The sequence below is a fragment of the Pseudomonas sp. HLG18 genome (genome assembly GCF_051903985.1).
In the GTDB taxonomy this organism is placed as follows: domain Bacteria; phylum Pseudomonadota; class Gammaproteobacteria; order Pseudomonadales; family Pseudomonadaceae; genus Aquipseudomonas; species Aquipseudomonas fluorescens_BT.
The window spans coordinates 1,872,595-1,885,078 of sequence record NZ_CP195831.1; the positions used below are offsets into that span (position 1 = coordinate 1,872,595).

Annotated in this window: 10 protein-coding genes; 3 read left to right on the forward strand and 7 right to left on the reverse strand. The window is 60.6% G+C overall.

Translation table 11 applies throughout. The features are described from left to right. Positions 1-100 precede the first annotated feature (100 nt). Positions 101-4,729, reverse strand: coding sequence for a dermonecrotic toxin domain-containing protein (locus ACSPX5_RS08645; protein WP_439821467.1), 4,629 nt, complete (start codon positions 4,727-4,729; stop codon positions 101-103). A gap of 369 nt (positions 4,730-5,098) precedes the next feature. Here ACSPX5_RS08645 and ACSPX5_RS08650 point away from each other — a divergent pair, with 369 nt between their 5' ends. Further along, positions 5,099-6,130 (forward strand): Ldh family oxidoreductase, encoded by a 1,032-nt coding sequence (locus tag ACSPX5_RS08650; protein WP_439821468.1) that lies wholly within the window; start codon positions 5,099-5,101, stop codon positions 6,128-6,130. Between the two features lie 55 nt (positions 6,131-6,185). On the opposite strand, the gene ACSPX5_RS08655 is transcribed toward ACSPX5_RS08650, so the two are convergent. After that, positions 6,186-6,503, reverse strand: a complete 318-nt coding sequence (locus ACSPX5_RS08655; RefSeq protein WP_096820293.1) for a DUF883 family protein — start codon at positions 6,501-6,503, stop codon at positions 6,186-6,188. A gap of 154 nt (positions 6,504-6,657) precedes the next feature. Between ACSPX5_RS08655 and ACSPX5_RS08660 the strand changes: the two genes are divergently transcribed. Next, on the forward strand, positions 6,658-6,912 hold the full coding sequence (locus ACSPX5_RS08660) for a hypothetical protein (protein ID WP_007957535.1): 255 nt from the start codon (positions 6,658-6,660) through the stop codon (positions 6,910-6,912). Here ACSPX5_RS08660 and ACSPX5_RS08665 read toward each other — a convergent pair whose 3' ends face one another. Continuing rightward, a complete protein-coding gene (locus ACSPX5_RS08665) occupies positions 6,913-7,827 on the reverse strand; it encodes a LysR family transcriptional regulator (RefSeq protein ID WP_169430279.1) in 915 nt (304 codons plus the stop codon). 84 nt (positions 7,828-7,911) lie between these two features. Between ACSPX5_RS08665 and ACSPX5_RS08670 the strand changes: the two genes are divergently transcribed. Next, the gene (locus ACSPX5_RS08670) at positions 7,912-8,835 is read left to right on the forward strand and encodes a carbon-nitrogen hydrolase family protein (protein ID WP_439821469.1); all 924 of its coding nucleotides are present in this window, start codon (positions 7,912-7,914) and stop codon (positions 8,833-8,835) included. Here the strand turns inward: ACSPX5_RS08670 and ACSPX5_RS08675 are convergent. The 4 genes from ACSPX5_RS08675 to ACSPX5_RS08690 form a co-directional block, all read right to left on the reverse strand. Continuing rightward, the gene (locus tag ACSPX5_RS08675) at positions 8,825-9,382 is read right to left on the reverse strand and encodes a GNAT family N-acetyltransferase (protein WP_439821470.1); all 558 of its coding nucleotides are present in this window, start codon (positions 9,380-9,382) and stop codon (positions 8,825-8,827) included. The two genes, ACSPX5_RS08670 and ACSPX5_RS08675, sit on opposite strands and share 11 nt — an antisense overlap. Before the next feature lie 50 nt (positions 9,383-9,432). Then, a complete protein-coding gene (locus ACSPX5_RS08680) occupies positions 9,433-9,906 on the reverse strand; it encodes an LEA type 2 family protein (RefSeq protein WP_169430282.1) in 474 nt (157 codons plus the stop codon). Positions 9,907-9,976: 70 nt separating this feature from the next. Continuing rightward, on the reverse strand, positions 9,977-11,443 hold the full coding sequence (locus ACSPX5_RS08685) for a nucleobase:cation symporter-2 family protein (RefSeq protein ID WP_169430283.1): 1,467 nt from the start codon (positions 11,441-11,443) through the stop codon (positions 9,977-9,979). A 99-nt stretch (positions 11,444-11,542) separates the two neighbouring features. Then, the gene (locus ACSPX5_RS08690; RefSeq protein ID WP_439821471.1) at positions 11,543-12,442 is read right to left on the reverse strand and encodes a LysR family transcriptional regulator; all 900 of its coding nucleotides are present in this window, start codon (positions 12,440-12,442) and stop codon (positions 11,543-11,545) included. Positions 12,443-12,484 lie beyond the last annotated feature (42 nt).

The following is a 12,484-nucleotide window of genomic DNA, read 5'->3' on the forward strand; positions in this document are numbered from 1 at the left end:
GTATTCATGAATCGAGTGAAAAATTGATCAAAAGCGCACTCTTCGCATTTGCGGTCGCCCTCAAGGAATGCGCGGGCATCGAGCCCGCGCTCTGCCTGTTTCAAGGAGACTGAACCGGATCCAGCTGTCTGCCGATTTCACAGATCAGGCGGGCGATGGAGTCGGCATTGCGCAGGATGACGTCGATTCGCACGTCCGGCCTCTGCGGATCGAGGAAGGCGTTGCGCGCCTCCTCAATGGTTCGGCTGCCCGTCAACCTTAGAACTTCGTCACTGATGAGCTGCATTTCGGGGATGTTGTCGATGCTGACCCAGGACTTGAGTGTGGTATTCCATTCCGCGAACAGTTGAGCCCGAGGGGTATTCAGTGACAAGGCCGATACCTGATCGAACACCAGTTCCTGAAACAGCAGGGCTCCGGAAGCGGTGAGGGTCGAGATCAGGTCGCTGAACGGCTCCCGGGCTCTTAATGAAGCAATGTCCAGCGCCTTGCTGAACTGATGGGAAAATTCGTGAATCAGCGTTGATGCCTGTGCATGGGCATCGATATCGAACGGCTCCATCAGGTAGATCTTGTACTGATCCAGTTGCTGATCGAAAAAGTGTTCGGTGAAATGCACTATTTTTTTTGCGTCACCGTCCAGCACGAACGCAATCACGTCGTTCATGAGCCTGTTCGAGCCGACGACGAAACGGTCGGTATCCAGCAACTCGTCGGCGGGATCCACCAATGCCCGACAGATCGGCAGGATCGCATTGTTGATCTTGGCAAGCATTGCGGTGTCGATGGCAGGTACATCAAAGAAGCTTTCAAGAAAACGGCTCACCCGAAGATTCTCAGTGCCGTGGCGCAGGAGAGTCAGGTTATGCAGGCAGTAGAAAGCGTAGCGTCGGGCGAGATCGATGGCGTTCACCAGCACTCTGGCCTTTTCCGGGTACTTCAGGCGGATCTCATCCATCCCGCGCGCCTCGACGTTCAACATTGAGTGGCGCAGGTTCGAGAGGCTGGGTCGGCCGGCCAGTTTCCTGAAAGCCTGGCCGTAGTGAACGCTCTGGTGAGCCGGCACACGAACCATGGCCAGCCCTTTTTTCTGAAACAGTGGGCTGTATTTTCCTGCACCTGCCAGTTGCCAGGACGCGTCACTCTTCGTGACCTGATAGACCTTGCCATCGATGGCTGCATAATCTCGATGGCTGGCCGGTTGCCGGTAGGTGCCCGCCGCCGAATCATAGGCAAGATCCTTGAGTTGAACGTCGATGACTTCTGATGACTGCATCAGGGTGCGCATCGGCGAGGCCGGTTCGACGTCGCCAATATCGGACCCCGCAAGCTCGTCGGCTTCCAGCTCGGCAACCTCGGCCCCGGCCGATATTTGCGGCAACAGCGCCATCTGGACCATCTGCACGCCACCGGCAATAAAGGATTTCAACGCCTGTTTCCAGTGATGGTTCTGCAAGGCTTCGGCCGAATCCTTGAAGTTTTCGTAGGCGCGCCAGAGAAACGGCACGATGGCCAGTTTGCCTTGCAGCGTATTCGACACCAGACTGATTCCACCGCTGAACAGCGTTTTGGCTGTATCCCAATCGGACTGCGCTTCGCGCTCGACCTGTGATTCAAGCTGCTGTTGCAAGAGCTTGAGGTTATCGCTGTACAACTGCTCCAACAGGTTGCCTTCGATCGGGCGGCTCGCCAGCGTCATCTCGCTGGTCTGACCCGCCGTGGCTGCCAGCAGATTGCGAAAGATGGCTCGTCGTCCGGCAGGCAAGCGCCGAAGCAGCAAATTCTGTAGAGCCCCCGGTGTATTCAGTGCGGCGATCAGCGCCTCTTCGTTCTTGAACTCCTGAAACACCTGTTCAGCATACGGTGCGTAAAGGACCAGCGGCCCCACGTGATTCTGACCCGGAGCAAAAACATAAAGCCCTGCTGCGGTCTCGGCACTTGCCCCGGGGGTCTTGATCAGCGAAAGCGGACTGACGACGACATGCGCACCAGGAACGGTGGCTCGGGCGTAGCCATCGGGCATGTCCAGCCCCTGGCAGACTTGTGTATAGGCGCCAGCAGACAGGTGCTGCTGCAGTTTCAACGCATGGGCGTGTTGCATCAGTTGCCAGGGCACCTGGTGGAAAAAGCGCTGCTTGCGTTCACGACTTTCGACCGTATCCGTCGAGAGGGCGGCCATCACTTTGTGACCGTAGGTAGCCGGAATCTCCAGCGACAACAACAATTGATCGACGGCGTTGCGATCCAGTCCGGGAGGCAAGGTTTCGGCGGTTTTCGAAACCACCCGGTACCCCGTGCCCTGGAGTACGTTGACGTGATTCAGGGCAAACTCGACCAGATCGAGGGGCGGGCCGGCCAATGCCAGATCGGGGATGATCTCGATCTGCCGGGGATCGAGATGCTCGCCCGGAAAACGCAGGTCGAGCGAAGTCTTCAATGCTTGTTCGACATGATCGGCCAGCGGCGTAACGCCAGTCAGGTAATCCTTGTCATCAATGACATTGCGGTTCCACCGCTCCAGCAGCTCGATGTGTCGTTTCTGATCACGGACCGGAGCCGTGCTGAGCCAGGCTGGAAAAGTCTGTTGATTTTCGATGGCTCGGGCATGCTCAATCGCCAGACGCAGGTTGGTTCCGGGCGGTGTCTGGCGCAGTACTGCAAGTGCCTTTTCCCGTTTCGCCCCTTCATCCATGCGTTGACGCACTTGTTCGCAGCACGCCAGATAGTGCTCGATCCCCGACTGCATGCGCTCATGCAACACATTGCGATTGATGATCTGAAACTGTCCCAAGGTATAGAGCTGATGCGGTTGATACTGTGCGGGCGAGATGTTTTCCAGCAGTGACAGTCTTTCAACGTTGTCGAGCAATCGCCGGCGCAGTGCTTGTCGGGCGCGGGCTACGTTATCGAACACCTCAAGTCCCAGCGCTGGCGTCCATAGCACGGTACGCCCGGAATGATGGGCGTCGAGGCCTCCGCGCTCGGTCATGAACACACAATGGGCCAGGCGCCAGACTGTCCTGCCGTCGGGAGCCTCAAGCGTCAGGGCGTAGGCATCGGGTCGAAAGCCTCCGACTCCCTGACGTTCCGTACGGCTCGGCCGATCGGCATCGATGACGGTTTCGACGACAGCCCGGGCCCACGCAGGCAGACTGCCGCTCGAGGCCCTGAGCCGGGCTTCGCCATTCACGCCGACGAACCAGGCGTGCGCCAGATCCGCTTTGATATTTTCAAACCAGTCGCGCTGGGCATCGCGGGTTGTCATGGGCTGCTTTGCGAGTTTCTCCAGAAGAGGAGACTCGACGGCATGGAACGTCTTGATGGCTGCGCGGGCCTTGTCGGCCAGGAGCAGCGAAGGCTGCTGACTGCCGGACCAGACCGGTTGTGTGCTCCAGCGTCCCTGCACATCGAGTCGTTGCAAGCGCTGGTGAATCATCGAGCGGATATCCAGGCTTTTGTCGAACAGCGCGTGAAGGTTCACCGTTCCGTCAGCGAGGCGAAACACTTGCAGGGCATACTCGAGGTTCTGTCGTTGCTTGGTGATGATCGACTCGCTCAGGAACCCGAACACCTCGCCGGCTACCCGGTCCCCCGACACCTGAGGCTGATCGAAACCCAGAAAGCGGCTGCGCTCCTCCAGGCTCAGCAGCGCATAGAGTTCGTCTTCGTGGCCTTTGGTGATGAATTTGCTTTGCAGGGTCGCTTTCAGATCCTGATAGTCCTCGAGCTGCTGCAACCCTTGAGAAGGCGTGTAGAGAAAAGCATCAGACCCACTACTGATCATGAGCGAACCTGCCAGCTCCACATGGTTGGCCGGGTTCTCCCAGAGACGTACGGTTTCAGCGAAGGGGCCGGGGCCGCCGTCGACAGTCGGCCGGATCAACTGATGCAGCGTGTTGAACTGCTTTGCCTCGAGGACTCCGGCTTCACGCTTGAGCATCCAGTCGACGCGGGCCTGGTCCTCCAGCACCCGGGCCAGGAATGTGCGGCGCGTTGACCCGAAGACTGCGGCGGCATTCCAGTAATGTTCCAGCTGGCGAAACAGCAGGGCCGGCAGCATGCCCGACGCCTGGATGGCGGCGGTTCTCCATTGTTCCTGATCGTGGGGGCCTGGTGTCCTGGCGGGGTGGGAAAACTCCGCAAGCCGAATACTCGGCCAGCGCTGATGGCGGTAGTGAGTCAGCACCGCCTCGCTCAGAGTCATGGACTGTGCCTTGCGGGTATTCCCGATGGGCTCTTGATTGCCTTCTTTTTCGCTGATTGTGTAAACGCTCACGCGGGTGCGGCTTTGTTGCAATGCTCCGAAGTGAGGCATGAGCAGTTCATCCAGCACGCTGTCGAGCAATTGCGTAAGGGTCGGCAGTTTTTTGAGTTCGTCCAGCATGGCCTGGGCATTGAGCAGCGAACCCTGGCTCAGGGTGGCATCACGATCCTCGAATACATCACCTTCAATGATCGAAAACGTCACCGAAACACGCTTGGCATTTTGCAGCCTTCGAATTTGGGTCAAGGGCACAAACGCCAGCAACGTGTCCTGATCGTCGGCCTCTCTGAGGCGTTCTTCAAGTTGAGCCGTCAGGTTCGCGCGACTGTGGTGTTTGCGGATGCCGTCATAGGGGGTGTAGAGAATCTGGCCCTTTTCGTACGGTATATCACTCAGAACGAATGCGCCGGGCAGTGGCACCGGGTTCTGTCCGTCAGGACTGAGCAGAATGCGTTCGGCCAGCATGGGCGGCCGTTGCTGGCGCCGCAAGGCATCGGACGCCAGCCTGACGTTGGCCAGCCATCTGAAATCCTTTTCCGCCAGGCCATGGGTTCTGCCCAGCTCGGGCCACAGCCCCGGGTTGTCGAGCGCTTCGGGGAACAGTAATGCGCCAGTGGGTACGGTCATCGTCAAGTCTCGAAAAAATGAAAGTGCAGTGAGGTTCGAGACCGGAAAGTAAAAGCAGGCAGACAGACGAAGGTGGTACCGGGGTATCGCACGGTAACCATGGCTGCATGTATTGCAGGGTTGACAGGCCACCGGCTGCCCGTGGTTAATCCGGATGCGTCAGTTCGTACGCTGTTGTTCCCTCCAATAATCATTCTGGAGCTTCAGATGTCTGCGCCAAACGATCATGCGGTCTCGTCCAGGGTGTCTCTGGACGAGTTGACTCAACTGCTGGAAACAATCTTCATCCGTCACGGCACCTCGCACGAGGTCGCCAGGGCCCTGGCATACAACTGTGCCAACGCCGAGCGGGACGGCGCCCACAGCCATGGCGTTTTCCGGATTCCCGGTTATGTCTCGACCCTCGACAGTGGCTGGGTCAACGGCCAGGCCGTGCCGAAAGTCGAAGATGTGGCTTCAGGGTTTGTCAGCGTCGATGCCGGCAACGGTTTTGCCCAACCCGCCCTGGCGGCGGCACGTCCATTGCTGGTGGAAAAGGCCCGCAGTGCCGGGATCGCGATATTGGCCATTCGCAACTCCCACCACTTTGCCGCGCTGTGGCCGGACGTCGAGCCGTTTGCCGACGAAGGCCTGGTGGCGCTGAGCGTAGTCAACAGCATGACCTGCGTGGTGCCGCACGGCGCCGACCGACCCCTGTTCGGCACCAACCCGATCGCCTTCGCCGCGCCACGGGCCGACGGTGCGCCGATCGTGTTCGACCTGGCCACCAGCGCCATCGCTCACGGCGACGTGCAGATTGCCGCGCGCAAGGGCGAAAAACTGCCGGCGGGCATGGGCGTGGATAGTCTCGGCCAGCCGACCTGCGACCCGAAAGCGATTCTTGAAGGCGGCGCGTTGCTGCCGTTTGGCGGGCACAAGGGCTCGGCGCTGTCGATGATGGTTGAACTGCTCGCCGCTGCGCTGACGGGTGGCAACTTCTCGTTCGAATTCGACTGGAAGAATCATCCCGGGGCCAAGACCCCGTGGACCGGTCAGTTGCTGATCGTGATCGACCCGAGCAAGACTTCCGGGCAGAGCTTTGCCGAACGCAGCCAGGAACTGGTCAGGCAGATGCATGGGGTAGGGCTCAAGCGTTTGCCGGGTGACCGGCGGCATTTGCAGCGGGCCAAATCATTGGCTGAGGGCATCGTGCTGGATGAGCAAACCCTGGCGCAGTTGCGGGAACTGGCGGGCGAGTGACGTTTGCCGGACATGAATAAGGCGAGCCGCAGGGCTCGCCTTTTTTTCGTTGCGCTCAGCGGCGGCCGAGCAGCAGACCGACCACCAGACCGAAACCGGCCGAGATGGCGACGGTCTGCCACGGATGGCCACCGATGTAGTTTTCGGTGGCATCCACCGCCGGTTTCGTACGGTCACGTACGCTGGAGACGGAATCCAGCGCCTGCTGCAGTTTCAGGGCGATTTGTCCGCGCAGGGTTTCCGCTTCCTCGCCGACCAGTGAAGCACTGCTTTTGAGCAGTTTGTCCGACTCTTCGATCAGAGCCTGAAGTTCGCTGAACGCTTGATCCTTGATTTGGTCTTCAGCGGCTTGAACGGCGCTTTTGCGGGCCATTGGGTGACTCCTTGCAGGTGAATGGACAGTGAACAATGGAGTATGGCGCTGTTTGAAAAGTTGCAGCGAATTTCTCCGCGAAGGAAAAACCAGCGCCGGAGATTTCCCTCCAGCGTGTAAGATGTCGCCATTTTCACGCAACAGGTATTTCCCCATGAGTTTCAATCTGGCCGACAAATCCCTCGCAGAGCGCGCTGCGCTGGAAGACGAGAAATCCCGACTGTTCGAACTCTGGCAGAACAATCTGGGCAAAGCCAAGGGCGAAGCCGCGCGGTTGTTCGGCGAGCGCTCCAAGCGCAAGGGCAAATGGGCCGAGTTCGTACGCGCTGAACTGGACGGCATGTCGCCGCCGGAGTTTGCCAACATGGTGCGCAGTGAAGTCAATCGGCTGATGGCAGCCAACAAGTAATCATTCGGTCTTGAAACTGGCAACAATCGCTTCGCGAACCTTCAGCACCACTGGATCGATCTGGGTATTGGTGCGCCAGCCCAGTTCGACCGGATAGCGTGGCAGCGCCAGCGGGCAGGGCAGCAGTGCCAGCCCGCTCAGCGATGCGATGGCCTGCGCCGCATGGGCCGGGATGGTTGCGACGGCCGTACTGCCCCTGAGCAGATGCGGCAATGCCGCAAAGTGCGTGGTCGAGGCGCAGACCCGGCGAGTCAGCCCCAGCGCTGCCAACCCTTCATCGGTGATTCCGATAAAACCACCCGACGACACCAGAATGTGTTCCCGGGCGACAAACTCTTCCAGACCGATCTGCTGCTGGCCGGGCTCAAGGCTCGCCGGGTCCACCAGACACGCGTAACCCCCTTCACCCAGCACCTGACGGCTGAGCAGCCGCTCGGCGAACCCGCCGGCGGTGATCGCCAGGTCGATGCTGCGCTCCATCAGGGCCCGGGCGACGATCTGGCTGTGGGTCTGGCGGAAGATCAGACGCAGCTTCGGCGCGCGTCGGCCGATCTCTTCGATCAGACGGCGCCCATAAGCAATCTCGAAATCATCCGATAGCCCGACGCTGACCGAGCGCCCGTCGTACTGATTGGCCGCCGGGTCGACCATCGCCAGGCTCTGCCGGCACTTGTTCAGCGCATCGCTGACCACCGGTTTCAACTGATTGGCCTTGAGGGTGGGCGCCAGGCCCCGACCGGTGCGCACGAACAATTGATCGCCGTACACCTCGCGCAACCGCCGTAACGCTGCGCTGACCGCCGACTGGGTCACGCCCAGACGCAACGCCGCACGGCTCGCACTGGATTCTTCATGCAGCGCTTCGAAGACTTTCAGCAAGTTGAGATCGATGTCTGCGATATTCATTTGGTTCATATCATTCAGCAGTGAGTCGGGCTTTATTCATGATCCCGTGGCGCCGGAGAATGAGCAACACCTGAACTTCACGGAGTGACCGCCATGCCAAAATCAATCGTTGCCGCCCTGCAGATCGGCGCCTTGCCCGGTGGCAAGGGTGAAACACTGGAACAGATCCTGAGCTGGGAAGGCGCAATCATCGAATCCGGCGCCGCGCTGGTGGTAATGCCCGAAGCCTTGCTCGGTGGTTACCCGAAGGGCGAGGGCTTTGGCACGCAGCTGGGTTATCGCTTGCCGGAAGGCCGCGAGGCCTACGCCCGTTACTTCGCCAACGCCATCGATGTGCCGGGCGCTGAAACTGAAGCACTGGCCGGGCTGTCGGCGCGTACCGGGGCCAACCTTGTGATCGGCGTTATCGAGCGGGTCGGCAGCACCTTGCATTGCACCGCGCTGTATTTCGACCCGCAGGCAGGCCTGGTGGCCAAACACCGCAAACTCATGCCCACCGGCACCGAACGGCTGATCTGGGGCAAGGGCGACGGTTCGACGCTGCCGGTGCTCGACACTCAGGTCGGCAAGCTCGGCGCAGTGATCTGCTGGGAAAACATGATGCCGCTGCTGCGCACGGCGATGTACGCCAAGGGCATTGAAGTCTGGTGCGCGCCAACCGTGGATGAGCGCGAGATGTGGCAGGTCAGCATGCGCCATATCGCCCATGAAGGGCGCTGCTTCGTGGTCAGCGCCTGTCAGGTGCAGGCCTCGCCGAACGAACTGGGCGTGGAGATCGCCAACTGGCCCGGGGATCGACCACTGATTGCCGGTGGCAGCGTGATCGTCGGGCCGATGGGCGACGTATTGGCCGGGCCGTTGCGCGGCGAGGCCGGGTTGCTCACCGCCGAGATCGACACCGAAGAACTGGTGCGCGCCCGCTACGACTACGACGTGGTCGGCCACTATGCGCGGCCGGATGTGTTCGAGCTGAGCGTCGACGAGCGGGCCAAGCCAGGCGTGCGTTTCACGGTTTGACGGTTTGTCGGCGCCGCCATTCTTCGCGGGTGATTTCCCAGATTTCCCGTGGGAAGCGACCGCCGACAAAGTCATCCTCGTCCGTGCGAATCAAGCGCATGCCGCTGCGTTCCGATAGCTTTCGCGAGCCAAGGTTCGGGGCGGCTTTCGGTACGCGCATCAACGGTCGATCGAGGGTTTCGAACCAATATCGGGTCACGGCTTCACTGGCTTCGGTCATCAAACCCTGGCCCTGCCAGGCCGGTGCGAGCCAGAACCCGCGATGGTTGTCCGGCTCGCCCATCAGGCTGATGTTGCCGATCAATTGCTCTGGCGCCGATCTGAGGCGAATCGTCCAGTGCCACTCTTTGCCTGCCGCAATAGCCGGCAGCGCAATGTCACGCAGGTAGGTGAGGGCGCCGTCGTCCGGATACGGCCAGGGCACGAAGACGTTCAGATAACGCACCACTTCCCAGTGGGGAAATTGCTGCTGGATGGCCTCGGCATCCGCGAGTTCAAGCGGGCGCAACATCAGCCGTTCGGTGTACAGCGTGGGCGTGTCTTCCATAAACCACGACTTCCATGTTCTGACAGTGGGCCTTGCAGCCTAACGCATCTTTACCAGGTGGCGGCACTGGCCCTGGGCAGACTCAGCTTGCCGGTGTCGACAAAGCGCATCGTGCCAAACAACCCGCCCGCCAGTTTGCCGCGCAGCACATAGGGCAGGTTGTCGAGGGTTTGGGTCTGGCTCAGGCCCAGGGTCTGGCGCAGCACCGAGAACGCGGAAATGCTCACCGGCACGCTGACGATGGTTTCCGAAAACCGTGGAATCGAGCCGGTCTGATCGCTCACACCCGACGCCAGGGAGTGGCCGTTGACCTCCAGATCCAGCGCGATGCCGTTGTAGTCGATGGGCGTTTCGTTGGGGTTCTGCACGCGCAGCTTGATCGCGAAGCGCACTTCCAGATCCTGGCTCGGCAGCGGTTCGAGGCCGACCACGTTGATGTTCACCGGGTCGCGGTTGGGAAACAGCGCACAGGCGCTGAGTGAGAGCAGAAGCAGGGACAGGATGACGGCTTGGATACGACGCATTGATGCTCTCTCATTGAAAAAGGGCTGAACCGTTGCCGGTATCAGCCCTTTTTTCATCGAGCGGACAGGATCAGCGGTTCAACTGTGCGACAGCGGCCGGCGCGACGGGTTCAGCTTTGGCCGGCAGGTCGGGGTTTTCCATGACCTGAAGGATAGAGGCTTCCGGGTCGAAGTCATCTTCTTCCAGTTCGATGAACTCTTCCGGCAGGAAGATATTCAGCACGATCGCGCACAGTGCGCCCACGGTGATCGGCGATTCGAAAATATTGCGCAACGCCTGCGGCAGTTCGCGCAGCACTTCCGGCACGGCAGCGATGCCCAGGCCCATGCCGACGGAAATCGCCACGATCAGCATGTTGCGCCGATGCAGGCCGGCCTCGGCGAGGATCTTGATCCCGGCCACGGCCACGGTGCCGAACATCACCAGCTCAGCGCCGCCAAGTACCGGCTTCGGCATCAGTTGCAGCACCGCGCCAATCATCGGAAACAGACCCAGCAGCACCAGCAGGCCGGCAATGAAGAAGGCCACGTAACGGCTGGCCACGCCGGTGAGCTGAATCACCCCGTTGTTCTGGGCGAAGGTCACCATCGGCATGCTGTTGAACACGGCCGCCATCGCGGAGTTGAGGCCATCGGCGAGCAGTCCGGACTTGATCCGGCGAATGTACAGCGGGCCTTTCACCGGTTGCCGGGAAATCATCGAGTTGGCAGTCAGGTCACCGGCCGCTTCCAGCGGCGACACCAGGAAAATCACTGCCACCGGCACGAACGCCACCCAGTCGAAGTTGAAACCGTACTTGAACGGCACCGGTACGCTGACCACCGGTACTTCGGGGAGGTTGGCGAAGTCCACGGTGCCCATCAGCCACGCCACCACGTAGCCGAGGGTCAGGCCGATGACGATCGCGCCCAGGCGCAGGAACGGCACGTCGACCCGGTTCAACACCACGATGGTGCCCAGCACCAGCGCCGCCAGGAACACATGGCTGGCCGCGCCCAGATCCGCCGCGCCGAAGCCGCCGGCAATGTCGGTCATCGCCACCTTGATCAGCGACAGGCCCATCAACGTGATGATGGTGCCGGTCACCACCGGGGTGATCAGCATGCGCAACTTGCCGATGAACTGACTCAGCACCACTTCGATGAACGCGGCGAAGAAGCACACGCCGAAGATCGTCGACAGGATTTCATCGGTGCCGCCGCCCCGTGCCTTGACCATGAAACCGGCGCTGAGAATCACGCTGATAAAGGAAAAACTGGTGCCTTGCAGGCACAGCAGCCCCGAACCGACCGGGCCGAAGCGCTTGGCCTGAACGAAGGTGCCGAGGCCCGAGACGAACAGCGCCATGCTGATCAGGTACGGGATTTCGCTTTGCAGGCCGAGGGCGCCGCCCATGATCAGGGTCGGGGTGATGATGCCGACGAAGCTGGCCAGCACGTGCTGCAGCGCGGCAAACACCGTTGCGGTGAAGTGCGGACGGTCGTTGAGGCCGTAGATCAGATCGTTGTTGCGCGGGGCTTTTTCAGAGGCGGTCATGGTGGTTTGCGTGCCGCAATGCGGGGCCGGGTCGGAAAATGGGTGCGCAGGATGCCGCAAGCGAGGGGCGAGGGCAACGCATTAAAACTGCCCAAAAGGTCAGGTTCGACCAAAGGCTGACAGCAGATCTTCTTCAAAAGCCTTCTGTGCATCGCCGGGCACTTGCGCCCGATGCCGGGCCAGATGGAACGCCACGTCAAAGCTCAACTCGCCTTCGCGCACCGGTCGCAACAGACCCTTGTCCTGCCATTGGCGGGCGTAATGGTTGGGCAGATAACCGACGTGTTTGCCGGACAGAATGAAGGCGAGGGTGCCTTCGACCTGTTCCGAGCGTGCCGAGCAGACCTTGCCCTGAAACGGCTCGTCACTGCGCAGAAACCGGTAGGGGTGATCGACCCGGTCGCAGGCCTGCAACGCTGCATCATCGGGAGCATCGTTGGTGAACAGAGGATGGCCGGGCGCGCAATACAGATGCTGGGTTTCGCTGAACAGTTCGCGGTAGTCGAACGCGTTCTGCACCTGGGAGAAGTAACCGATGGCCAGGTCCAGCCGCTGTTGCAGCAGCAGGCGCTCCATTTCGCCGGGCATGGCGCTGATCAGCTCGATGCGCACCGATTCGTCCCGCTCGCGAAACCGCCGGATCGCATCCGCCACCCGTTGCAGCACCGATTGATCGACCGCTTCCGACAGGCCCAGGCGTACTTCGCCGATCAGGCGTCCGGCCACGCCATTGGATTGATGACGAAAAGTCTCGATCGAATCGAACAGGCCTCGCGCAGCGATCAGCAGTTGTTCGCCTTTGGGCGTCAGGCTGAAACCACCCTTGCCACGGTTGCACACCCGATAGCCGAGACGGGTTTCCAGCTTGGCCATTTGCTGGCTGATGCTCGACTGGCTCAGCCCCAGTTCACCCTGGGCTGCGCTGAAACCATTGGACTCGACCACCCCGAGAAACAGGCGCAGCAGCTGCAAATCGACATCGTGGAGTTGACCGAGCATCACATTAGTCCAGCATAAAGTCAGGTTAACAAACTTGATATT